Raw genomic sequence first — 23,826 nt, 5'->3', positions numbered from 1 at the left:
GCGTGCCCGTGCGCTCGCGCGGCATCCGATTCGCATAAGTCATGAGGATGGAACCCCACGCTTTCGACTAGGGGTTTCCGCTTATCGCGTGAGCCGCCCAACGCGTCGTTAACCGAAATATGCGTAGGGCCGGCCAGATATCGGATGTGCCCCGCGCGCAGCAACAGGAGAGATGTCATGAGCTTGCCCGTTCGTACCGCCGCCGTCGCTCAGTCGACCCATTCCGATGCGCGTGAAGCCGTTCGGGAAGTGCACGCCGCGCTCAATGCGTGCGAGGGCGCATTGGTTTTATTCTTCTGCTCGAGTCATTTCGACCTGGAGTCGCTCGCGGATGAAATCGGCCATTGCTTTGAAGGCACCGAGGTCATCGGTTGCACGACGGCCGGAGAAATCGGCCCGGCCGGTTATCTGGACCACAGTCTCGTCGCGGCCGTGTTGCCGCGCGCTTCTTTCACGGCCGTGACCGGGCGTCTGGATAATCTGCGCGACTTCACGATCGCACGCGGCCAGGCCTGCGCGCTCGACGCGCTGCATGACCTCGAAGGCCGGGCGCCCGAAGCCGACAGCACCAATACGTTCGCGCTACTGCTGATCGATGGGCTTTCCGTGCGCGAAGAACCGGTGACGCGCACGCTGCAAAGCGCGTTGGGCGATATTCCGCTGGTCGGCGGCTCGGCGGGCGACGATCTGAAGTTCGAACAAACGCGCATATTCCGCGACGGGCGGTTCCATCGCGACTGCGCGGTGCTGGTTCTCGGGTCGACGCCGCTGCCGTTCAGGATCTTCAAGACGCAGCATTTCCGTTCCGGCGATGAACGGCTCGTCGTGACGGGCGCGAATGCGGAGTTGCGCACCGTGAGCGAAATCAACGGACTGCCTGCCGCGGCGGAATACGCGCGGCTGATCGGCGCGCGCGTGGAGGATCTTTGCCCCGGCCACTTCGCGGCGGCGCCCGTTGTCGTGCTGATCGACGGAACCGACTATGTGCGTTCGATCCAGAAACTGAACGCCGACGGCAGCCTCACTTTCTATTGCGCGATCGAGGAAGGCCTCGTCCTGCGCGTCGCTCGTGGGCTCGATCTCACGGAAAATCTGCGCACCATGTTCTCGGGGCTTCGCAGCGAACTCGGCGAGCCTCAACTCGTGCTCGCGTGGGACTGCATTCTGCGACATCTGGAAATGGTGCAACAGGGTACGCGCGATGTGGCCGGGCGTTTGTTCCAGGACAATCGATCGGTGGGCTTCAGCACGTATGGCGAGCAATACGGCGGCGTGCACGTCAACCAGACCTTGACCGGCATCGCGTTCGGTGGCGGAGGGGAGGTTGAACGTGCCTGACGCCTCGGCTGTCGCCGCCGTATCGGATGAATGCGTTGCCCTGCAAGCGGAAATCGTGCGCTTGAACAAGATGGTCCGATCGTTGATGGACCGCGCGGAGCGCAGCACGATTGTTTGCGGGTCGGACTTCAGCCTGTTCCAGATGGCCGTCACGCTCGAGGACCAGGTCCGGCATCGCACCCGCGAACTCGAGGACGCCCTGCGCGACAACAAGAAGATCACGCATGCGCTGGAACGCACCCAGCTTTTGATGAAGCAGGAAATCGAGGAACGCCGGCGCGGCCAGGTCGAACTGGAGCGGGAAAAAGAGGCGCAACGGCGCCTGATCGACCAGTTGGCCGACGCGCATGTCAAATTGCTGCAATCGGAGAAGCTTGCGTCGATCGGACAGCTCGCTGCCGGCGTCGCGCATGAAATCAACAATCCGATCGGCTTTGTCGATTCGAATCTTGGAACGTTGAAGAAGTGGGTGCGCAGTCTGCTCGACGTCATGGCGCTGCAAGATTCGCTGCTGACCGGGCTCGATCCCGAGAGCCGGGCTCGCCTCGATAAAGCGCGCAAGGATGCCGATCTCGAGTACCTGATCGAGGACATCAGCGTGTTGATCGATGAATCGATCGAGGGCACCTCGCGCGTGAGGCGGATCGTGCAGGATCTGCGCGATTTTTCCAGGGCGGGCAGCGAGGACTGGTGCGTCGTCGACTTGCATGCGGGTCTGGAAGCGACGTTGAATGTCGTGCGCAACGAGATGAAATACAAGGCGGAGGTCGTCAAGGATTACGGGGACTTGCCTTCGATCGAATGCATGCCCTCGCAGATCAACCAGGTGCTGATGAACCTGCTCGTCAATGCGACGCAGGCGATTTCCGAGCGCGGCACCATCATGATCCGCACGCGTCGCGACGGCGACGGTGTGTCGATTGCCATCGCGGATACCGGCATAGGCATGTCCGCCGAAGTGCAGGCCAAAATATTCGATCCGTTCTACACCACGAAACCGGTTGGACAGGGCACCGGGCTCGGTCTCTCGGTTTCGTATGGCATCGTGGAAAAGCACGGCGGCAGGATCGCCGTTGAAAGCAAGCCGGGGGAGGGAGCGTGCTTCACGGTGTGGCTTCCGCTCACGCAGAACCGCGAGACCACCGGGCAGCCTCGACCCCTTTAGCGGGATGTTTGGCAAGATCCCTAGCCAAACCCGGATGGTAGAATCATGTCCCACTCCGCCGATCACTCGCGAGAGGAATTCTCTTCCCATTCGACTTGCCGCGACCCGCCAGGAATGCGATGAGTGACACTCTGCAAGCGCCGTTTGCCGTTCTCTTCGTGGACGACGATGAGATGTCGCGCCAGCACTTCACCCGCGCGGTGAGCGAAGACTATCGCGTGCATATCGCCCGTGGCGCCGACGAGGCGATGGCGGTGCTGAAAGAGCACGCGGCGGAGATTGCGGTACTGGTCACCGACTTCCGCATGCCGGGCCGCGACGGCGACGATCTGCTGCGCCAGGTGGCGCAGGACTATCCGCAAATCGTGCGCATACTCGTGACCGCCTATGCCGACAAGCACATGTTGTTGCAGACGGTCAACAGCGGCGATGTATTCCGCATCCTCGAAAAGCCGCTGCGAACGGAAACCGTGTGCGAGGTTCTGCAATTGGCAATGGCGCGCTACACCGAGCGCGAAACGCGTCAACAGCGGCTATCGGCGATGGACGAGACGCTTGCCTTCCTCGCCCACGAACTGAATACGCCGTTGGCGACGATCTCGCTTTTTGCGCGCGCCGTCGAAGCCGATGTTGCCGAGCAGTACGACCCGGAACGGCAAAAAGAAATCGCCCACGCGGCGAGATCGATGCTCAGCAACGCGCAGTATTGCCTCACGCTGATCTCGTCTTTCTGGGCGACGGTGCATAAAAGCGGCGGCCAGCAGTCCTCGGCGGGCGGTGGTGTCCGCGAGGTGAAAGCGACGCGATTGATCGCCACCTTGCTCGATACCTATCCGTTCGTCGCGTCGCAGCGGGAGTGGGTACAGGTCGACGTGCAAGGCGATTTCGTCGTGCACGCAATGCCCAACTGCGTGGCGCTCGTGCTCTCCTCGTTGTTGTCCAACGCGCTGCGCGCACTCGACGGAACAAGCGCGGCTTCGTTGCGCCTCGAAGTCGTGGCGAGCCCCGAACCGGAGATCCGCATTCGCGACAATGGGCCGGGAATCGCACCGGAAATCAAGGCGCGTCTTCTGCTGGACCCCGTCACGACGTATGCAGGAGCCGGCGGGCACGGCATGGGCATGATCTTTTGCAACCGCATCATGCGATCCTTCGGCGGCAGTCTGCGAATCGAATCCACCTTGGGCGCGGGCACCACGGTCACGATGGTTTTTCCCGCTTCGAAAAGCCGGGCGCGGGCCGCTGACGAAAAGCAATCATCCGGCAGCGAGATTGCGTCGCCATGAGATCGAAGTGACGGTCGTGAGTTATCTGTCGCTCAACACGTCGCGCTGACCGCCGCGTGCTCTCGCCGAAACGAAATACGCATGCAGCGCGTCGGCCGAGCGCTCGCCCAACATCGAAATCCGCGCGAGCCAGTCGGCCTCGACGGGCCATTCGCCTTCAATCATCCTCGGATAAATCTGCCGCGCGAATTGGTGCAGCGCCTTTGCGCCGATATTGCCGCTGACGCCAAGAAGAAGATGCAAGGCTTCGTGTGTCGATTTGAGATCGTGGGCCGCGGCGCTCGTGGCAAGCCGCGCCACCAGCAGGCGAATCTGTTCGATGCCGTTGACGAAGGTTTGATCCAGCAAATCGAGCGCCACCAGTTCGTCGAGATGTTTCTCGTCGAGCAGCGCGCTGTCCGCGATTGTCTCGTGCTTGCCGATCGGCATGGTTGGCGGCTGTGAAGGATCAGCCCGCGTCGGCGCCTTCAATGCGCGTTGCCGGGCAAACTGCCTTGCAAGCGAGGCATACAGGGAACCGACCTGCACGGGCTTGACCATGACCTCGTTCATGCCCGCGGCGAGGCATGTCTGCACGGCCTCGATATCCGATTGGCTGGTCAACGCGATGATGGGAACGTCGGCATACGAGTCGGCGCGAACGCGAATCAGCGCAGTGGTTTCCACGCCGCCCATTCCCGGCATGTTCATATCCATCACGATGGCGTCGATGCTGCTGTGCTGCTGCAATCGAGCCAGCACGGCCTGTCCATGTTCGGCTTCGACGACGGTCGCGCCGCATCGCTCCAGATACGCTTTGGCAACGAGCCTGCTGTAGGTGTCGTCGTCCGCCACCAGGATCGATTTGCCGGCGAAGCCGTCGAAGCGCTGGCTCAACGGGTACTTTCGACTGCCGTTTTCCAACAGCGTATGCAAGGAGGTGATCAGTTCGGGCACGCTGCTGGATTTGCTGATGACTTCGTCCATGCCCGCTCGGCGGGCGAGGGCCCGTGCCACGTTTCCGGGCTCGGCCGTATAGGCGGCGATCAGCACATTCCAGTTCGGATACGCATGCCCGGCGCGAATCTTCTCGGTAGTCGTGTAGCCATCGGGAACCGGCATGTTGATATCCATCAACACGAGGTCGTAGTGCGAGGGCTGCCGAAGCGTGGTCAATGCCGCTTCACCGTTTTCCGCCTCGCTCACGTGGGCGCCCACTTTCGACAATGCGCGCGCGGTTTTCGCCCGCTGGGCGGCGTCGTCGTCCACGACCAGAATGCGCTTGCCGGTAAACACCGGCTCGGCGCGTTCAAAGATCTTGCGCTCGTAGTCCGCGACTTCGCTTTCGGAGACGACGGGAAATCGCAGCGTGAATTCGGTGAATTCCCCGACTTCGGACCGGCAGCCGATCGAGCCGCCGAAAGCGCGCATCGCACGCTGACAATAGGCGAGTCCCAACCCCGTCCCCGCGGAATTGCCCGCGGTGCGGAAAGGCTCGAAAAGATGCGGCATGATCTCGGGCGAAATGCCGGGGCCCGTGTCGCGAACCATGACCGTCTGCCTGTCGACCGTCAGCGTGAGCGTGGCCGTTGGATGCGTGGCGATGTGATGCAGCGCGTTCTTGATCAGATTGAACAGCGTGAACAGATAGACGGTTTCATCGACCTTGAAGGTGAAGTCTTCCAGCACCACGAGCCTGACCTTGCGGCGCTCGTTGTCATCGCCGAAACCATATTCGTCCAGCGCTTTACGTGTCGTGGCCGCGGCGCTCAAATAGGTGAGGTGATCCGAGCGGATGGGTTTTGCGCTGACTTCGTCCAGCGTCATGGCGATAATGCGCAGGCCCCGTTCGATCGACAATTGGCCGTGGGCCAGATGACGATAAAGCGCGGCCGCATTGTCTTGCGACGACACCGGCGAGTGGTTGGATCCGGTCGCCGCGGGCAGCGCCTCTTCCACGCGATCCAGAACGTGCCTCAACTGGCTGAGGGGATTGCGCATTTCATGGGCAATCGAGCCCGCGAGGGTCTGCAATGCCCGGTTCTTTTCGACAAAGATGCGTCCCTTGCTGATCGCATGACTGAAGGCCATGCTGCACAAGACCACGACCGGCAGCAGTGCGAGGTCCGACTGATTGGCCGCGGTGAGAACGATCGGCGCGGGAGAGGTGAGCACCGCGGCGAGCGAGCCGGCAAATACGCCTATGCCGATGCAGGCCATCAGCAAAAATGGGCTATCGATGCACAGCGCCATGATGAAGATCATCATGACCTCGGTCATCATCCACATGGTGGAGAATGAGTTTCGGATCGCGAGGAACGTGCAAACGAATGGCAGGACGTAGATCAGACAGCAATGCCAATAGATCAGCAGGTAGTGGTTGAACCGCCTCGGCCAATGCGCCTGGAAAATCAGGGGAATGCAGATGAGCGCCGCGCTTAGTCGAAGGAAGAGGTTGTCGTAAGGCTGCGGCAGGACATAGGTCCAGACGAGGTAATAGATGGGATGGCACAGGAGGCCCAGTGCGCCGCCCCATCGAATTGCAAACCGGCTTCGTTCCAGCACATCCCGCATGCTCTCGCGCGATATCACCATCAGGCCTCCAATGACACTCACGATCCCATCAGTTCATGCTTGCCGCGATGCTGGGCGTCCAGGACGATCGGCGAACCGTCTTTGCCGTGAAAAGGCCCGACCGAAAACCCGTACTTCTTCAGAAGACCGTGCGTATAGGAAACCGACCACACGGGAGGGCTGCCGATAATGAAATCGGAAGCGATGCCTTCCTGCCAGGCGGCGTAGCCTTCGGCGAAACAGGTGTAGCAATCGCGGGTGGTCGGCAGTCTGAACGGGAACGTGGTGTCGAGTCCGGCGGGGCCACGCGCGAAGCACTCAATATATAGCGTATGGTCGCGTGACGCGAGTTCCGCTTCGACGCTCGCGGCCCGCGGATGCGAATCGTCGATCCAGAACTGCGCCCGCTTGAGATCGGCGGCGGTGAGGTAGGGCACGCTGGTACTGCTGGCGAGGATCGCGCCGTCGAATTGCGGCAACGGAGTGTCGGGACTGAAGGTGTGCACCGAAACCCGGGTTTTACCGAGCAGATCCGCTGCCAGCAGCTCCCTGGCTTGTTCCGCGAGCAGGTTCGCCTTGTCCGGCAAGTCGATCAGAACGAGTTCTTTCGGCGCGTCCTTGTAAAGCATGTACTTGGCCACGGTAGTGCCGAGCCGTCCGGCCGCGCCGAATAGCGCGAGCTTCGTTTTGCCGAATTCGAGGTCGAGTTCATTGCAGCAGTGAACCGCCCAGTCTTTCAGCATCGCCGCGGTGGCCGCATGGCCCGTCGTGATGTGAGGCGGCTTGGTATGGCGGGGAAGCGCGCCGTAGTTGCAGGCATAAGGCGTGGAGGCGCCCATCGCCACCATGTTCAATCCCGCCTGCTTCGCCAGTTCCAGAGCCGGAAAAAATTGCGTCTCCCGAAACCGTTTGATGCCGCGCGGGCTTCCAAGCCACAACTCGAGTGGAACCGGACACGCAATATTCGCCCCTATGACTTGCGATGCCGAATAGATGGGCGATGCAATAAAAGGCTCGGTTCTCCAAAGCTCTTCTTCGAATGACGCGTTTCGGTGTTTTACGTTGTGAAATGAAAACGACAGCGTATCCCAGTCTGTAGCGTGAAATAGAAACCCGACGCCGCCTTGTCCGGCCGGCAGATTCTCTCGTATCTCTTCCGGGCGAATGACGCGTTTCAGCGCCAGCGGTGCACTACTCATGTGCGGATCGGAGCCGGCCCGTTGAGCGAAATCGGTCGGCGCTTCTTTGTAAAGAGAAGTTCTCATTTGGTTTTCCCGTGGGTTGAACTCGCGCTGGAAAATCAGCGCAGCGGCGCCGGTCAAGATGGACCGGCGCTCCTTCAACTTTAGAGAAATCCGCTGCTGTGCGTCCGTTTGTTCGTTTGCGAGCATGCCGGCGCCGGTATCCCGCTGCCGGCCGCCGTGCCCGCCGGGTTGCGGATCGCGACAGAGGCCGTCGCGCTCGCGGAGGTGGGCGCTTATTGGACGGATATCGACAGTCTGCGGCGCACCGTTTTCATTCCCCGCCGCGACGATTGACGGCAGGGCCGCACACTCATGGGTTCCCGTTCGACTGGACTCGCGGCCCGGCATTCGCGCTTGCCTGCTCCTCCAGCCACTCGTGCCACACGGCCATCAGGACCGCCAGGATGACAGGCCCCATGAACAGGCCGACCAGGCCGAAGGCCGCAAGCCCGCCCAGTACGCCGAACACGACCAGCAGAAACGGGATCTGGGTCGCGCTGCTGATTACGAGCGGACGGATCAGGTTGTCCACCCAGCTCACCACCAGCGCGCCCCACAGCAAAAGGCCCACGCCGGCGATTGTTTTTCCGGTGACGAGGAGCCATACGCCGATCGCCCCCCAGACGAACGGCGTGCCGAACGGTATCAACGCGATCAGCACGGTAAACGCGGCCAGCAACACCGGCGCCTCCATCCCGGCAACCCAGTAGCCGAGGCCGGCAAGCGCGCCCTGCGCCAATGCCGTCAGCACGAGCCCGTAGACAACCGCCTTGGTCGTGCCGCCGATGGAGGCGAGGTAGGCGTCGAGACGGTTGCCGAGAAAATGCCGTAATACGCGGCGCACCTGGTCCAATGCGCTTTCGCCGTCCCGATACATGAAAAACAGTGTCAACAGGGCAAAGCCCAATTTGGTCGCATTGCGGCCCACGCCGCCGACCAGTTGGCCGGCCTCGCCGGTCCACTGCCCGGCCCACTCCGCGACTTGTGCGCGAAACGCCGCAGGATCGGTCGATACCTGGTTCAGTAGCTCCTGGAGCCACTGCCCGAGCCACGGAATGCGAGCAATCAGTTCCGGCAGTTGGTGCGGACCGTGAGCGAGGAATACCGCGACGGCCTGATAGGCGGCGACCAGTTCGCCTCGCAACAGCACGATCAGCCAGATCAACGGCACGACGCACGCCGCCGTGAGCACGATGGTCATCAGCAGCGCGCTGGCGTTGGCGTTGCCGCGCATCAGCGAGCGCAAGCGGCGATAGGCGGGCCAGGTCACGTAGGCCAGAATGGTGGCCCATGCCGCGGGCACGAGGAACAGGTGCAGCACCACGTAGCTCAACACCACGAGCCCGCCGAGAAGAAACGCGAGGATGATGCGCTTGACCAGCGGCATCGGATAACTTTCGTCCATGAAACGCCTTTGCTGTGTGTCCGTTCTCATCACGTGCGGATGAGAGCGAACCTGTGTCCGGCAACGAGCAGCCGCAAATCGAGCGGCATCCCATTTCTTCGATGTCGTTGATGAAAGGTTATCGTAATGACAGTGGACCGGGAAGGGGCGACGCTCAGGGACGATTCAAGCGTTGAACAATTCGCTGCGCGCCGCGTCGATGATCATCGCGACCGCCGGATGACTGATGCGGCGCTCGATCGAGATCGCAAAGAATTCCTCGACGATGGTGTTGATCTGCCCGACCATCGTCAGCTTATGTTCCGCCTGTAACTGGTTCTCCAGCACGGTTGGCGCGAACAGCAGGCCGCGGCCCTCGCGGCCGAACGCCATCGCCATTGCGCCGTCGTCGAATTCGCCGACGATGCGCGGCGAAATCGCGCGCGACGCCAGCCAGTGATCCAGCTTGCGGCGCACCGCCGATTCCGTGCCGGGCAGCAGCAGCGGCAACTGGCCGAGCGACATCGGAAAGCGTTTGCGGCCGCCTTGCAACAGCGCCTTGGCGCCGAAGCAGCTAAGCGTCGAACGGCCGAGCCGGTGATTGAACGCCTTGATGTTGACGTCGGCGGGAATGGGCGCGTCCGCGATGATCAGGTCGAGGCGGTGCACGGCCAGTTGCGCGAGCAGCGCATGCAATTTGCCTTCGTGACAGATCACACGCAGCGAAGCGGGCGCGCTCAGCGCCGGCTCCAGCAGCCGGTACGCGATCGCCTTCGGCACCGAATCCGCGATGCCGACGCGGAACCGCGATTGCGTGCCGACCTCCTTTTCGCGCCGCACCGCGCTTTCGAGTTCCGAGCCCAGCGAGAAGATCTCATCGGCGTAATCGAGCGCCAGCCGGCCCGCGTCGGTGAGTTCGATCGAGCGGCCGCTCTTCTTGAAGAGCTTTTTATCCAGCGCTTCCTCGAGCAGTTTGATCTGGCCGCTAAGCGTCTGCGGCGTGATGTGCAACTGCTCGCCGGCGCGGACGATTCCGCCCGCATGCGCCGCGACCCAGAAGTAATACAGATGCTTGAAGTTCACACGTGCCTCCCTTGACCACGCCACGTTACGTTTTTCTCGAAGCATCAGCAACAAAAATACGAATTTTCCGTTGTCTCGGATTCGGTTAGATTCAAGCCTCGCCCCGAGGCGTCAGCGGGCGGCTAATGACAGATGACAGAGGTGACATATGGCATCGGTTGCACAATTTCTGCGGTCGAAGGCTTCCCAGACCGTGTGGTCGACCCAGGCATCGGCGTCGGTGTACGACGCGATAGCAATCATGGCGCACCGCCAGGTCGGCGCGCTCATCGTGGCGCACGAGGGGCGCATAGCCGGCATCGTCACGGAGCGGGACTACGCGCGAAAAATCGTGCTGATGGACCGTTCATCGCGCAATACGCCGGTGCGCGACATCATGTCGACGGCGGTGCGCTACGTCAGCCCGGAGCAGACAACGGAGGAATGCATGGCGCTCATGACGGCGCACCGCATACGTTATTTGCCGGTGATCGCGGCGGGGCAGGTGATCGGCATGGTGTCGATCGGCGACCTGATCAAGAACCAGATGTCGGAACAGGAACACACGATCCGGGAACTGGAGCATTACATCCACGGCAATGGTTTGCAGACCGCGCATGGCGGATTGCAGGCCAACCGGCTGCAAGTTTAACGACCGAAAAAATATTACTGTCCGTAAGGTCGTCGCGAGGAAGGATGACGCGCAATGCGGGCAGCCCACAGGCACATCAAGAGAGGTTTTATATGTACACGCATACCATCGATCAACTGCGACGAGTTGCCAGTAAGGTGACGCGCGGGACCGCGGCGCTCGGTCTCGCGGGCGTGCTCGCACTCGGCGCGGTGGCGTCGAACGACGCCGAAGCGAAGCGGGTGGGCGGAAGCCAAAGTATCGGGCGCCAGTCGCAAATGGCGTCGCCGTCTGGTCAAGGGCAACGAAGCCAGCAGGCTCAACCGGCGCAGCAGTCCGCTGCGCAGGCGCCTGCCGCCGCGCCGGCGCGTAATCGCTGGATGGGCCCGCTCGCCGGCCTCGCCGCCGGCTTGGGCATTGCCGCGCTGCTGTCGTCGCTCGGCCTGGGTGAGGGGCTCGCGCAAATGCTGTCGAATGCGCTGCTGATCGGCGCGGTGATTTTCGCCGGCGTCATGCTGTTCCGCTTCATCGCCAATCGGCGTCGTCCGGATCTGGCGTATGGGCACGGCGCGGGACATGGCGCAGGGCAAAGCGCTGCGAACCGGCAGCAGACCAACGGCTCGCCGTTTCTGAATCGAACCGGTGAGACGCGGCCCGATACGAACTTTTTCGGTTCGCAACGCGCCTCGACGGGAGCGATCGGAATGGCGGGCGCGGTGAATGCGCCGGCGAATTCGCTCCCGTTGGACCAGGCCGAGTTGCTGGTTTCGGCAAAGACCATGTTCATGCGCCTGCAAAGCGCATGGGACCGCAACGAGCAGGGCGATCTGTTCGAGCTGACCACGCCGGAGATGTTCGCGCGAATCAAGCAGGATCTGGAAAGCCGCGGTAGCCAGCCGAACCGTACCGAGGTGCCGCAACTCGACGCCGAAGTGCTGGGTGTGGAGAACAATGCGGATGAGACTTTGGTCAGCGTGCGCTTTCACGGCCAGATGCGCGAAGACGGCGCTCAGAACGCCGAGCCGTTCCAGGAGGTTTGGAACATTGTTCGCGGCACGCATGGCGACCAGGCGTGGCGACTGGCCGGCATCCAGCAGTTGGATCGCTAACGGCGGCATTGCGCTCGATAGCAGGTGACGGATCGAACGCGGCGGCGGGCGTGCATCAATGGATGGACGCCCGCCGCTTAACTAAAAGACTGGCCAGCGAAATGGCCGCATTCCTGATGAACCGCGCTCATTCGTGACGCGCTCCCGCCGGTGGGTAACCGAACTCGCGCGAATACGCTCGCGAGAACGCCGCCGCGCTGCCAAATCCCACACGCAGAGCCACCGACTTGACGCGGGCGCCTTCCGCGAGCGCCCGATGCGCGAGCTTCAAACGCCACGCGCTCAGATAAGCGGCGGGCGTCGTCCCCACGGTTTCACGGAACGAAACCATGAAGCGGCTGCGGGACATACCCGCGATTTCCGCGAGTTCCTCGATCCGCCAGATGCGCGCAGGCGCGTCATGCAGGGCGACCAGCGCCCGATGAAGCGCAGGATGCGAGAGTCCCGCGAGGAGTCCCGGTTGCGTCGCGCCATTGTCGATCGCGCGTCTGAGGATCATCAATACGATCACCTCGCATAGACGGCCAAGGGCGGCCGTTCGTCCGCAGCGCGCGTCCAGCGCCTCTTCCACAAAAGCGTCGGTAATCGCCCGAAGCGTTGGCGCTTCGCTCAGGCCTACCTGAATGTCTTCAGGCATTGCCGAAACGATCGGATTGACCGCGCCGCCGAAGTACACGGACGCGGCCACGAGCACGTTGGATGGCGACGCCTTGACCGCCCGTTCACCGGTAAGAAGCGCGACCTGTTCGGCTTGCCGATGCGAGTTGCCGAGAACGAGCAGCAGGGCATCGGCATCCGGCTCGCGCGATTCCGATAGCTGAACGGAGAGATCGAAAGCGCGGAAGAAAGCCGACAGACGATCGACTTTGGGTGTCGGGCTGGGACGTTCGATCATGTAATGTGGATTTTTCATGCGTTTGAGTGTGAGAAAGTCTAACTCAGGCGCCGATCCGGCGCGTGCCCGCCACCCACTGTCGAAGGAGATTCTCCATGCTGGTTCCCCGTCAGAAAGCCCCCGAACTGACTGTCGATACGCTGGCCCACGGTCCATTCCGTCTCGCCGCCGAGAAGCCGGAACGCATGACGCTGATCTGTTTCTATCGGGGCCTGCATTGCCCCATCTGTGCGACCTATCTGAAAGAACTGGAGCGTCTGACGCCCAGCTTCGCCGAACGGGGCGTCGCAACGATTGCGATCAGTTCGGACGACAGAGACCGCGCGACGGCGATGGCCGACAAAATTGGCGCAAGCCATTTGCGTATCGGCTTTGGACTGCCGCTCGCCGACGCCCGCCAATGGGGCTTGTATCTATCGACGTCGCGAGGCAAAACCTCGATCGGCATCGAGGAGCCCGCGCTGTTCTCGGAGCCCGGCGTGTTTCTGTTGAAGCCGGATCAGACGGTCTACTACCTCTCGATCCAGTCGATGCCGTTCGTGCGGCCCAATTTCAGCGAGCTATTGCAGGCGCTCGATTTCATCATCAAGAACGACTACCCGGCTCGCGGTGAGTACGTGGGCGAGGTGTGAGGACATGAGCCAGGCCCGCGTTCCGTGTTGCTGATCTACGGCGCACGCGCCGCGCCGCATTCACCCGGCGATCGGCTCCGCGCTATCGCCGGGGAGCAGCAATTGCGGGACTTGCGAGAACGACCATCCGTCCGGCAGGCGATCGAGTATCCAGACCATGTCGAACCGGTCGCTGGGCCAGATGGCGGGAACCGCGGGCGCTCGGGGCAGGTGTTCGATCAGCGACGGCAGCACTTTATGCTCCCACGCGATCAGCACGATACCCGGTTGAGCCAGCACGTCCCGCATGAGCGCTGGCCCGTCGTCCTTCTGATGCGCCGTGACGTACTTCACGCGCGAGGTTGCCCGCAGCAGCGCAACCAGCGGCGCGACGGTCTGCATCGCGCGCTTGCTCCTGCTCGCCGGGCCGGTTCCCGGAGCAAACACGGCGGCCGGCGTCAGTCGCGCCGCACGCGCCTCGTCGATCGGACAGAAAAAGCGCGCCAATGCGCCGGCACGCTGCCAGCCGCGAACCGCGAGGCTTTCCTCGTCCGACGTACCGTCCGCTTCGACGCCGATGCCTTCGTCGGCGCCCGGCTTTTCCGCGTGCCGAATGAAGATGATCCGCTCAGGTGCCATGTTGCCTCCGCGATATGACTGGCTGGGCGCATGGGTTGCGAACGCCGCCGCCGCATTTGAAGCACGAAGCGCAAGCCACGTGCCACGTAAGCTCGGCGGCGCGACAGCGTCTACGCTTCATCTTCCCAATCGCGCCATTCGACGTCGTGCGTCTCGAGGTAGCCGTTCACGGCTTGTCCGACGGTGGGGAAAAAGTGCTCCTCGCCGATCGCGTCGAACAGGCCATAGTGTTTCAGGCTGTCCTTCACGGGGCCCTTCATCTCCGCGAAGCAGAGCGTCACGTTCAACGCGAGCAGTTCGTCGCGAAGCCGCGCGAGCGTGTCGGCGGCGGTGAGGTCGACGTCCGTCACCGGTTCGGCGGCGATCACGATCCACGCGGTCTGAGTCGGCGCCTCGCGGACCGCCTGTAGCATGCGCTCGCGAAAAATCTCCGCGTTGGCGAAGAAAAGCGGCGCGTCCCATCGCAATAGCACGAGCCCCGGAATGCGGCGGGCCTCCGGATGCCGGGCGAGGTCGTGATAGCCCTTGATCCGGTCGACGCGGCCGAGCACGGCGGAATACGGACGCCAGCCGCGCCACAGGAACCCGAGTATCGCGAGCGCCAGCGCAATGCCGATGCCGTTCACGACGCCGATCAGCGCGACGCCGGCGAGGCACGCGATGGATTGCACGAACTCGCTCGGTCTGAGCCGGTAAAGCCGCCATACGCCGCGCACTTCCAGCAGTCCGAGGCACGCGGCGATCACGACTGCGGCAAGCGCCGCCTGCGGTGTGTCGCGCAGCGCCTGCGGCGCGAACAGCAGCAGTCCCGCGACGACCAGCGCGGCGACCACGCCCGTCGCCTGGGTCTTCGCGCCGGCTGCTTCCGCGACCGGCGTGCGCGAGCCGCTCGCGCTCACGGCGAAGCCATGCGCGACGCCCGCCGCGATGTTGGCGAGCCCGAGCGCGACGAACTCCTGATTGCGGTCGACGGCTTCGCCGCTGCGCGCCTCGTAGGTCCGCGACAGGATGCTGATGTCGGTGAACGAGACGAACGCGATCGCGGCCGCGCCGCCGGCGAGCGTCGTCCATTCATCGAGCGCGAGCGCGGGAAGGTGCAGCGCCGGCAGGCCTTGCGGCATGTTGCCGATCACCGCCAGCCCGAAGCGCGGCGCGAGGCCCAGCGCGGCGACCGCAAGCGTCGCCCCCCCGACCGCGACGAGCACGCCGGGCACCTTCGGCCAGTAGCGCTTGCAGCCGAGGATCACGGCCAGCGCCGCAACGCCGATCGTCAGCGCCATGCCGTTGATCTTGCCCGCGGCCACGCCGCTCGCCAGCTCGCGCACTTGCGCGAGGAACGACGCGCCCTGCACCTGGAAGCCCAGCAGCTTGGGTATTTGTCCGACGACGATGGTCAGCATGATGCCGTTGAGGTAGCCGTAGCGAATCGGCAGCGACAGCAGTTCGGTGACGAAGCCCAGCTTCAGCATGCCGACCGCCAGGCAGATCGCGCCGGAGAGTAGCGCGAGGCCGCCGGCGAGCGCGATCGCGTGTTCCGTGTTGCCGTGCGCCAAGGGCGCGACGCTCGCCGCGATCAACGCGACCAGCGCCGAGTCGGGACCGAGCACGAGAATCCGGCTCGGGCCGAACAGCGCGTAGGCGAGCAGCGCCGCGAGCGACGCGTAGAGTCCGGAGACGACGGGCAGGCCGGCGGCTTCCGCGTAAGCCATGCCGGCGGGCACCAGCACGGCGCTGAGACTGAGGCCCGCGATCGCGTCGTGCGGCAGCCATGCAAGCCGGTAGCCGCGCGCCACCGCCAGCCCGTTGACCCAGCGCGAGACGATACGCCCGGTACGGCTCGACGGCCGCTCGGGCCCGCCGGTGTCAGGTTTCATGAAAACCCTCTCACTCGAAATTGATTCGATGGTCGCTCAATTTCTTGCGTGAGGCGAGACGTATCGCTAGCGGACCGGTTGCACCGCAGCGAGCGCTGTTACTCCGTTTCGCTGTCGTCGGTGTCCGCATTGGCGCTGACCGACTCCTGATTCATTGCCGCGGCCGCGAGTGTCGTTGCAAGCTCGGGATGCGCCTCCTTCCGCTCGCTGTAGCGATCGGTCAGATAGTCGGAACGGTCGCGCACCAGCAGCGTGAACTTGTACAGCTCTTCCATCACGTCGACCACGCGATCGTAGTAAGCCGAGGGTTTCATTCGGCCGCTGGCGTCGAACTCCTGCCACGCCTTCGCCACCGACGACTGATTGGGGATCGTCACCATGCGCATCCAGCGGCCCAGAACCCGCAGCGCATTGACCGCGTTGAACGATTGCGAGCCGCCGCACACCTGCATCACCGCGAGCGTGCGGCCTTGCGTGGGACGCACGCCGCCGCTTTCGAGCGGCAGCCAGTCGATCTGGTTCTTGAAGACGGCCGTTAGCGTGCCGTGACGCTCGGGGCTGCACCACACCTGTCCTTCCGACCACTCGGAGAGCTTGCGCAACGCCGCCACCTTCGGATGATCGGCTGTCACGCTGTCCACGATCGGCAGATCGTGCGGATCGAACACGCGCGTGTCGGCGCCGAAATGACGCAGAATGCGTTCGGCTTCGAGCGTGAGCAGCCGGCTGTATGACGTGGGGCGCAGCGAGCCGTAGAGCAGCAGAATCCGCGGCGCGTGTCGCGAAACCACGGGCGCTTCGAGCTTTTGCAAGTCCGGCGTGTCGAGGTGCGGGGCGCTGACGTTGGGAAGATCCTGCGTCATGAGCGGGTTCTCCGTCCTTCGCTATCGATGACCTGTTCGCCGTCTTCCTTCGTGAAAGAACCCTTTTGCGCGGCGGGCAAAATGTCGAGCACGATTTCGGACGGCCGGCACAGACGCGCGCCGAGCGGCGTCGCGACGAACGGGCGATTGATCAGGATCGGATGCGCCAGCATCGCGTCGAGTAGTTGCTCGTCGGTCAACGACGCGTCGTCGAGTCCCAGTTCCGCGTAGGGCGTGCCCTTTTCACGCAGCGCGGCGCGTACCGTGAGGCCGGCGCGGGCGATCAGATCCTTCAGCGTCTCGCGATTCGGCGGCGTTTTCAGGTACTCGATGATTTCCGGCTCGATGCCGGCGTTGCGGATCATGGCCAGCGTATTGCGCGACGTGCCGCAATTCGGGTTGTGATAAATCGTGACGCTCATAGCGGTTGTCCCTTGTTGCCGAGTTTAGCTTCGTACCAGTGCTGCGAACGGTTGACGACGCCGACCACCAGCAGCATGACCGGCACCTCGATCAGCACGCCGACCACCGTCGCCAGCGCCGCGCCCGAATGAAAGCCGAACAGGCTGATGGCCGTGGCCACCGCAAGCTCGAAGAAATTGCTCGCGCCGATCAAACTGGATGGACCCGCGACGCAATGCGCGACGCCGAGCCGGCGATTGAGCAGATAGGCGAGGCCTGAATTGAAGAACACCTGGATCAGGATCGGCACCGCGAGCATGGCGATGACGAGCGGCTCATCGACGATCGCCTGTCCTTGAAAAGCGAACAGCAGCACGAGCGTCGCGAGCAGCGCGCTGATCGAATACGGGCCGAGGCGCGCGACGGTCCGCCGGAAATGCGCCTCGCCTTTCGCGAGCAGATGCCGGCGCAGCCATTGCGCGAGCACGACCGGAATGATGATGTACAGCGCCACCGAAATGATCAGCGTGTCCCACGGCACCGTAATGGCGGACAGCCCGAGCAGCAGCGCGACGAGCGGCGCAAACGCCACGATCATGATGGAGTCGTTCAACGCCACTTGCGAAAGCGTGAAATACGGATCGCCCTTGCAGAGTTGCGACCAGACGAACACCATCGCCGTGCAGGGCGCGGCCGCCAGCAGGATCAGGCCGGCGATGTAGCTGTCGAGTTGATCGGCGGGGAGCCACGGCGCGAACACATGGCGGATGAAGATCCAGCCGAGCAGCGCCATCGAGAACGGCTTGACGAACCAGTTCACGAACAGCGTGACGCCGATGCCGCGCCACTGGCTTCTCACCTGCGTCATCGCGGCAAAGTCGATCTTGACCAGCATCGGAATGATCATCACCCAGATCAGCACGCCGACCGGCAGATTGACCTGCGCCACTTCCATGCGGCCGAGCGCCTGAAAGAGTTGCGGAAGCATTTGCCCGAGCGCGATGCCGCCGACGATGCACAGCGCCACCCACACCGTCAGATAGCGCTCGAAAAAACCGATCGCCGGCCGAGCGCTGGCGTTCGCCGTTTCAGTGCTGCTCATTGGGTTCCTTTGCGGGTTTTTCGCCGATGGCGCAGCAATCGGACAAATCGCTCGCGGCACAGGTCGCGCCGGCGCAGCAGTTGTCGGTGAGAAAGCCGATCAGCCCCGTCATCGCGTCGAAGTTCGCCGTATAAATAACGAACCGCCCCTCTTGCCGCGGCTTCACCAGGTCTGCGTGAGACAGATCCTTCAGGTGAAACGACAGGCTCGATGGAGAAAGGCCGACTTGCTGCGCAATCTCGCCGGCGGCCATGCCGCCCGGGCCGGCGACCACCAGCAGGCGAAAGATCGCGAGGCGCGAGTCATGGGCGAGGGCGCCGAGGGCGCGGACGACGAGGTTCGAGTCCATGCCCGCCACGATAAGCCATTTGTTTCGTCATTTCAAGAGTTCTTGAATTGACGAATCGAAGAGGCGATGCAGGCCATTGACGACCGGCGCGGCGCCGTTAAGCGAACATCGTTCACGTCCTCAGCAATAAAACAAACCATCTGGACGGTTTACACAGGGAGTCGCCGATGTTAGTCTGCGTCCTCGGATGCTCGCGCATGTTTTGGCGCGGCTGCGTGAACCTGCAATCGCGCTTCCAGAGGAACAATGGACAACCCCACCCGCTCAGAACGTTCTCGCCACGCGGCCATTCAGGCGGCGCTCACCATCGTCGCTCGCGACGGTCCGGGACGTCTGACGTTTGATGCTATCGCGCGCGAAAGCGGCATGAGCAAGGGTGGATTGATGCATCAGTTCCGCACCAAGAGCGAGGTGCTGAGAGCGTTGCTCGACCACCAGACCGAGTACTTCGAGCAATTCTCCCGAGACTATCTGGCTGCGCTCGGCTCCGCCGCGCGCGAAGCCGATCTATTGGCGCAGATCGCGACATTGCGTGAAACGGTTACCCAGCCGCACTCCGTCGCCCTGGCCGTACTTGCCGCGCTCGTGGAAGATCCGACGCTTTTGTCTCCCGTTCGCAAGGGCAATGCGGCGAAGGTCAAACGTATCAGGAGCGAGGCAGCCGATCCCGACCTGGCGCTGCTGCGCTGGGCCGCGGCCAATGGCCTCGCATTGACGGCTCTGCTGGGGCTTTGTCCGTTTTCGGTAAAGGAGCGTGCGCGGTTGTTCGATCGCCTGCTGGATGAACGCCAGTGGTCGGCTATTGCTCACGTCAAAGGCGGGCCACGCGCCGTACCTGTATCGCGCCGTTCCAGCACTTCGCCAAACGAACGCGAATTGATTGTTGAGCGTTAAAAACTTCTGACTCAGGCGTCGCCGGGCATCAGCCACGGGCAAATCCCAAGCTTCAGATACAAAACAAACCGTATAGCTGGTTTTAACGAAGTAATTTGCCGTACCCCACAGGGAATCGAAACTGGAGATCTGAATGTATAAGTCAATGAAGCCGCGGCATCTGCTGATTGCCGCCATTTGCACCGCCTTGATCGGCTGTTCGAGCGTGAAGCCCGTTGCGTATTCGGGGATCGCCTCGTCGTCCTCGTTGCAACCGAATCAGCAGGATGAGTCCGGGCGAGTGCCTTATCGCTTTGCGACTCAGGTGGATTGGCGCAAGTACGGCCGGGTGATCATCGATCCGGTCGTGATCTACCGTGGCGCCGACAATCAGTTCGGCGACATGCAAGACAAGGATAAAGCGGCCCTCGCCGGTTACATGCAAACAACGTTTGCCGACAAGCTGCGCACGCGTTTCGAACTGGCGAACGAGCCGGGCCTGAGCACGCTGCGCGTGAAGCTGACGCTGACGGGCGCGGCCACCACGACGCCGGTGATCAGCACCTTTTCGCGCTTCGACATTGCGGGCGGCATTTACAACGTCGTTCAAACGGCCCGTGGCAAAGAGGGCGCTTTCACGGGCTCCGTCAGCTATGCGGTCGAAATCTACGACGCCTCGACCAACCGCCTGCTCAATGCCTACGTAACGAAGCAATACCCCAATCCGTACAACCTGGGCGCGAGTTTCGGATCGCTCAGCGCGTCGAAAACCGGCATCGATAAAGGGGCCGACGCGCTCGTCGCGCAATTCAAATGAACCAGGTTTGCCACGCGACATAACCGGCCGAGGCGGCCGGCTCGCGCGGCATTGACCGGTCTCCACGGCGCTGCATGAACGTGGCCGCGCCGGCCGGGTATAAGGCGCGCGCTTCCCGGAGCGTGCGGCCGCTAGCGAATGCAAAAAATGAAAAAAGCCAAATTGATTGCATGTCACGAATGCGACTTTCTCCAGTGGGAGACGCCGCTCGTCGAGGGTGGTGTCGCGCGATGCCAGCGATGCAATGCAACGCTCTACCGCTGCTTGCCGGCAACCTATGATCGCGCGCTCGCCCTCACCCTGGCTGCCGCCGTGCTGTTCGTGGTGGCGAACTGCTTTCCGATCGTGGGCCTATGGGTCAATGGCGTGCTGGTCGAAACCACGCTTTTCGGGGCGGCCTATTCGCTCTACCTGGACGGCATGTGGCCGATTGCCGGCCTCGTGTTCGTGACAACGCTTCTGATGCCGGCATTGAACATCGCGTCCGTGATCTATGTGCTCATACCGTTGCATATCGGAGGCCTGCCTCAACGTTCCGAGATCGTGCTTCGCGTGCTCCGCCATGTTGCGCCGTGGGGAATGATCGAAGTGCTCATGCTCGGCATGCTGGTCGCGCTCGTCAAACTGCAGCACATTGCCTCGGTAGTGCCCGGCGTCGCGATCTGGGCATTCGGCGCGGTCATGGTGCTGCTCGCGGCAGCGGCCGTGACATTCAATCCGCGCGATATATGGGCGCGCCTCGATGCGGTGCAGGGCCGCGGCATGCCGCCTGCGCTCGCTTCCCACGCCACACAAGTGACCGCCGCGCGTGCGGGTCTGTTCGTGTGCCACGATTGCGGCTTGCTGTCGAAGCCGCTCGCCCGCGGTCACTTCGGAACCTGCCCGCGTTGCAGCGCCGCGCTGCATTTGCGCAAGCCCAATAGTCTTTTGCGCACCTGGGCATTTCTGTTTGCCGCGATGATCCTTTACATCCCGGCCGTTCTGTTGCCGGTCATGGTCACCAGTACGCTGTTCGGTGCGCAATCGGACACCATCCTCAGCGGCGTTGTTTATCTCTGGACCTCGGGGTCGTGGCCGCTTGCCGCTATCGTTTTTGTCGCAAGCATCGTGGTGCCCATGCTCAAGATTCTGTCGTTGGTCTACCTCGCGTGGAGTACCCAGTTGCGCTCTCCGCTGATTCCACACACGCGAACGCGTATTTACCGCGTCGTGGAGAGGGTCGGCCGCTGGTCGATGCTCGATATTTACGTCATTACCATTCTGGTTGCGTTCGTGCAGTTCGGCACCGTTGCCACGGTCGATGCGGGTCCTGGCGCCATCGCATTCGGCGCGGTCGTGGTGCTCACCATGTTCGCCGCGCTGTCGTTCGATCCCCGGCTGATATGGGACGCCGTGGAGCCGGAAGGTGAATAGATCGTCAGCGCAGAACGGAACCGCTATTCCCGAAGCCGTCGCGATTGAACCACCGAAGTGGCGCATTCAACTGATCTGGCTGGTGCCGCTGATCGCCGTACTCGTTGCCGGTTGGCTGATGGTGCGTTCCGTGATGCAAACGGGCCCGACCGTCACGATCCGCTTTTCCACCGGTGAGGGCATCGAGGCCGGCAAGACCAGGATCAAGTTCAAGAACGTCGACGTGGGCATCATCAAAAGCGTCGAGCTTTCCGACGACCACAAAACCGTGCTGGCCAGCGCGGAGATGTCGCGCAACGCTTCCAGCATGCTCGTCGACGATACGCGGTTCTGGGTTGTCCGGCCGCGCATTGCCGGCGGTACGGTATCGGGTATCGGAACGATATTGACCGGCTCTCGCATCGGCATGGATATCGGCACTTCGAAAACAGCGCGTGGCGATTTCGTCGGACTGGAGTCGCCACCGGTTCTCGCATCGGGCACGCCGGGGCGGGAGTTCGTGTTGAAGAGCGAGAACCTCGGTTCACTCGATATCGGCTCGCCGGTTTTTTTCCGGCGCCTTCAGGTCGGGCAGATCGTTTCATACGCGCTCGACGCGGACGGCGTCGGCATGACGCTGCACGTTTTCATTAATGCGCCCTACGACAAGTACGTCACCAGCGACAGCCGCTTCTGGCACGCCAGCGGCGTGGATATGACGCTGGATGCGAGCGGCGTGAAGATCAACACCGAATCGATGGTGTCGCTTCTGATTGGCGGCCTCGCATTCGAGACTCCGCCTGACGCGACGCCCCGAATCGAAGCAGAGGCGCGGCACGAGTACAAACTTTTCGCCGACCGTGCCGAGGCGATGAAACGGCACGACGCAATCGTTGATAAATACGTGCTGAACTTCAAGGAATCCGTGCGCGGCTTGACCCTCGGCGCGCCGGTTGACTTCCGCGGTATCGTCATCGGCGAGGTGTCGGCGATCAGCTCGCATTTTGATCCGGCGACAAAGGCGTTCGATATCCCGGTGGAAGTCAGCATTTTCCCCGAGCGTTTGATTTCTCGCGATGACGCAGGAAGCGCCGTCGGGCGAATACCGTCGGAGCGCAAGGCGTTTGCGGACTACCTCGTGACAAAAGGAATGCGTGCGCAACTGAGAACAGCGAGCCTGCTGACAGGCCAACTCTATGTCGCGATCGATTTCTTCCCCGCGTCACCGAAGGCGAGCATGGACTGGAGCAAAAAGACGCCCCAATTGCCGACCGTGCCGGGCAACTTGCAGAGTTTGCAAGACTCGATCACCACGCTCGTGGCGACGTTGAACAGGATTCCATTCGAGGGCATCAGCCATGATCTGCGCAAAACGCTCACTGACGCGGACACGCTGATGAATACGATCAGCACCGATCTCGCGCCCGACGCCAAGGCGACGCTAAGCGCGGCGCGCGAAGCGCTCACGTCGGCGAATCGCGCGTTGCAAAGCGACTCGCCCTTGCAGCAGAGCAGCGCCGAGACCATGCGCGAGTTGTCGCGCACCGCGGCCTCGTTCCGCTCGCTGGCGGAGTACCTGCAACGCCACCCGGAAGCGCTGCTGCGCGGCAAGGTCGAGGACAGGTAATGCGTCGATATGCAACGCTACTGCTGGGCGTGTTCGTGCCGATGCTTCTGGCGGGATGCGCGACCTCGCCGGCGTCGAGGTTCTATACGTTGAGTCCGGTTCAGGCTGTCGCGCCGCCGCAAGGCGCCAATGCGATCGCGATTCAGATTGCTATCGACCCGGTTACAGTGCCCGACCTGGTCGATCGGCCGCAAATCGTTTCGAGGCTGGATGCGAACCGCGTGTCGATAAACGAGTTCGCCCGCTGGGCCGAGCCATTGAAGAGTCAGATTCCGCGCGTGCTCGCCGCGGATCTCACGCGGCTCATGCCGGGCGCGATGATCTCCACGTATCCGCAGCGCGTGGACGATGACGCCTACCGCGTGTCGATCGACGTGCAGAGCTTCGATTCCTTGGCGGACGGCACGGTAACGCTGGCCGTGATGTGGTCAGTGCGTGCGCCGAAGGGAGCACGGAGAGTGAACGGGCGCTCGGTCGTGCGCGAGTCGGCAAATGGGCCAGGCTACGACGCGCTGATCGAGGCGCACAGTCGAGCGCTCGCGTCGGTGGCGAGAGATGTCGCGGTGGCGGCGCAATCGCTCATGCCGTCATGAACTTCTGAAGCACTTGC

Annotated in this window: 22 protein-coding genes; 11 read left to right on the top strand and 11 right to left on the bottom strand. The window is 62.7% G+C overall.

What is annotated here, in order from left to right; translation table 11 throughout:
- Positions 1–177: 177 nt before the first annotated feature.
- The 3 genes from nosP to BUE39_RS12115 all read left to right on the top strand — a co-directional run bounded on the left by nosP (position 178) and on the right by BUE39_RS12115 (position 3,789).
- Positions 178–1,338: a nitric oxide-sensing protein NosP gene (gene nosP, locus BUE39_RS12125; RefSeq protein ID WP_073428905.1), complete on the top strand. Its 1,161-nt coding sequence runs from the start codon at positions 178–180 to the stop codon at positions 1,336–1,338.
- Entirely contained in the window at positions 1,331–2,503 is a 1,173-nt protein-coding gene (locus BUE39_RS12120; RefSeq protein WP_073428998.1) for a histidine kinase, read from the top strand. Before nosP ends, BUE39_RS12120 begins: the two co-directional genes overlap by 8 nt.
- Positions 2,504–2,622: 119 nt before the next feature.
- Positions 2,623–3,789, top strand: coding sequence for a hybrid sensor histidine kinase/response regulator (locus tag BUE39_RS12115; RefSeq protein WP_073428904.1), 1,167 nt, complete (start codon positions 2,623–2,625; stop codon positions 3,787–3,789).
- A gap of 21 nt (positions 3,790–3,810) precedes the next feature.
- Here BUE39_RS12115 and BUE39_RS12110 read toward each other — a convergent pair whose 3' ends face one another.
- The 4 genes from BUE39_RS12110 to nhaR form a co-directional block, all read right to left on the bottom strand.
- A complete protein-coding gene (locus BUE39_RS12110; RefSeq protein ID WP_073428903.1) occupies positions 3,811–6,363 on the bottom strand; it encodes an ATP-binding response regulator in 2,553 nt (850 codons plus the stop codon).
- A gap of 17 nt (positions 6,364–6,380) precedes the next feature.
- Positions 6,381–7,607: a hypothetical protein gene (locus BUE39_RS12105; RefSeq protein WP_073428997.1), complete on the bottom strand. Its 1,227-nt coding sequence runs from the start codon at positions 7,605–7,607 to the stop codon at positions 6,381–6,383.
- Positions 7,608–7,896: 289 nt separating this feature from the next.
- The gene (locus BUE39_RS12100) at positions 7,897–8,991 is read right to left on the bottom strand and encodes an AI-2E family transporter (RefSeq protein ID WP_073428902.1); all 1,095 of its coding nucleotides are present in this window, start codon (positions 8,989–8,991) and stop codon (positions 7,897–7,899) included.
- Between the two features lie 165 nt (positions 8,992–9,156).
- Complete coding sequence (nhaR, locus tag BUE39_RS12095; RefSeq protein ID WP_073428901.1) at positions 9,157–10,053, bottom strand: transcriptional activator NhaR; 897 nt, start codon at positions 10,051–10,053, stop codon at positions 9,157–9,159.
- A 148-nt stretch (positions 10,054–10,201) separates the two neighbouring features.
- On the opposite strand from nhaR, the gene BUE39_RS12090 reads away from it, so the two are divergent.
- Together BUE39_RS12090 and BUE39_RS12085 are read left to right on the top strand one after the other, a co-directional pair.
- Entirely contained in the window at positions 10,202–10,684 is a 483-nt protein-coding gene (locus BUE39_RS12090; protein ID WP_073428900.1) for a CBS domain-containing protein, read from the top strand.
- 92 nt (positions 10,685–10,776) lie between these two features.
- Positions 10,777–11,772, top strand: a complete 996-nt coding sequence (locus BUE39_RS12085; protein ID WP_073428899.1) for a Tim44 domain-containing protein — start codon at positions 10,777–10,779, stop codon at positions 11,770–11,772.
- Between the two features lie 127 nt (positions 11,773–11,899).
- Here BUE39_RS12085 and BUE39_RS12080 read toward each other — a convergent pair whose 3' ends face one another.
- Positions 11,900–12,685 (bottom strand): AraC family transcriptional regulator, encoded by a 786-nt coding sequence (locus BUE39_RS12080; RefSeq protein ID WP_235004865.1) that lies wholly within the window; start codon positions 12,683–12,685, stop codon positions 11,900–11,902.
- 77 nt (positions 12,686–12,762) lie between these two features.
- Between BUE39_RS12080 and BUE39_RS12075 the strand changes: the two genes are divergently transcribed.
- On the top strand, positions 12,763–13,299 hold the full coding sequence (locus tag BUE39_RS12075; protein ID WP_073428897.1) for a peroxiredoxin-like family protein: 537 nt from the start codon (positions 12,763–12,765) through the stop codon (positions 13,297–13,299).
- 60 nt (positions 13,300–13,359) lie between these two features.
- On the opposite strand, the gene BUE39_RS12070 is transcribed toward BUE39_RS12075, so the two are convergent.
- From BUE39_RS12070 to BUE39_RS12045, 6 genes are all read right to left on the bottom strand, one after another.
- Positions 13,360–13,917: a histidine phosphatase family protein gene (locus tag BUE39_RS12070; RefSeq protein ID WP_073428896.1), complete on the bottom strand. Its 558-nt coding sequence runs from the start codon at positions 13,915–13,917 to the stop codon at positions 13,360–13,362.
- 110 nt (positions 13,918–14,027) lie between these two features.
- On the bottom strand, positions 14,028–15,791 hold the full coding sequence (locus BUE39_RS12065) for a SulP family inorganic anion transporter (protein ID WP_073428895.1): 1,764 nt from the start codon (positions 15,789–15,791) through the stop codon (positions 14,028–14,030).
- Between the two features lie 98 nt (positions 15,792–15,889).
- Positions 15,890–16,654 carry an arsenical resistance protein ArsH gene (gene arsH / locus BUE39_RS12060; RefSeq protein WP_073428894.1) on the bottom strand — a complete coding sequence of 255 codons (765 nt, stop codon included), beginning with the start codon at positions 16,652–16,654 and terminating at the stop codon, positions 15,890–15,892.
- A complete protein-coding gene (arsC, locus tag BUE39_RS12055; RefSeq protein WP_073428893.1) occupies positions 16,651–17,076 on the bottom strand; it encodes an arsenate reductase (glutaredoxin) in 426 nt (141 codons plus the stop codon). The genes arsH and arsC overlap by 4 nt, the downstream gene beginning before the upstream one ends.
- A complete protein-coding gene (arsB, locus tag BUE39_RS12050) occupies positions 17,073–18,158 on the bottom strand; it encodes an ACR3 family arsenite efflux transporter (protein WP_073428892.1) in 1,086 nt (361 codons plus the stop codon). The genes arsC and arsB overlap by 4 nt, the downstream gene beginning before the upstream one ends.
- Positions 18,145–18,507, bottom strand: a complete 363-nt coding sequence (locus BUE39_RS12045; RefSeq protein WP_073428891.1) for an ArsR/SmtB family transcription factor — start codon at positions 18,505–18,507, stop codon at positions 18,145–18,147. The genes arsB and BUE39_RS12045 overlap by 14 nt, the downstream gene beginning before the upstream one ends.
- Before the next feature lie 246 nt (positions 18,508–18,753).
- On the opposite strand from BUE39_RS12045, the gene BUE39_RS12040 reads away from it, so the two are divergent.
- The 5 genes from BUE39_RS12040 to BUE39_RS12020 all read left to right on the top strand — a co-directional run bounded on the left by BUE39_RS12040 (position 18,754) and on the right by BUE39_RS12020 (position 23,809).
- Positions 18,754–19,401 carry a TetR/AcrR family transcriptional regulator gene (locus BUE39_RS12040; protein ID WP_073428890.1) on the top strand — a complete coding sequence of 216 codons (648 nt, stop codon included), beginning with the start codon at positions 18,754–18,756 and terminating at the stop codon, positions 19,399–19,401.
- 133 nt (positions 19,402–19,534) lie between these two features.
- Positions 19,535–20,197, top strand: a complete 663-nt coding sequence (locus tag BUE39_RS12035; protein ID WP_073428889.1) for a DUF3313 domain-containing protein — start codon at positions 19,535–19,537, stop codon at positions 20,195–20,197.
- A 147-nt stretch (positions 20,198–20,344) separates the two neighbouring features.
- Positions 20,345–21,610 carry a paraquat-inducible protein A gene (locus BUE39_RS12030; RefSeq protein ID WP_073428996.1) on the top strand — a complete coding sequence of 422 codons (1,266 nt, stop codon included), beginning with the start codon at positions 20,345–20,347 and terminating at the stop codon, positions 21,608–21,610.
- Positions 21,603–23,216 carry a PqiB family protein gene (locus tag BUE39_RS12025; RefSeq protein WP_412534860.1) on the top strand — a complete coding sequence of 538 codons (1,614 nt, stop codon included), beginning with the start codon at positions 21,603–21,605 and terminating at the stop codon, positions 23,214–23,216. Before BUE39_RS12030 ends, BUE39_RS12025 begins: the two co-directional genes overlap by 8 nt.
- Positions 23,216–23,809 carry a PqiC family protein gene (locus BUE39_RS12020; protein ID WP_073428888.1) on the top strand — a complete coding sequence of 198 codons (594 nt, stop codon included), beginning with the start codon at positions 23,216–23,218 and terminating at the stop codon, positions 23,807–23,809. Before BUE39_RS12025 ends, BUE39_RS12020 begins: the two co-directional genes overlap by 1 nt.
- The last annotated feature ends 17 nt before the right edge of the window (positions 23,810–23,826 follow it).

The organism is Paraburkholderia terricola (assembly GCF_900142195.1).
GTDB classification, from domain to species: domain Bacteria; phylum Pseudomonadota; class Gammaproteobacteria; order Burkholderiales; family Burkholderiaceae; genus Paraburkholderia; species Paraburkholderia terricola.
This window is presented reverse-complemented; position numbering and strand designations above follow the sequence as displayed.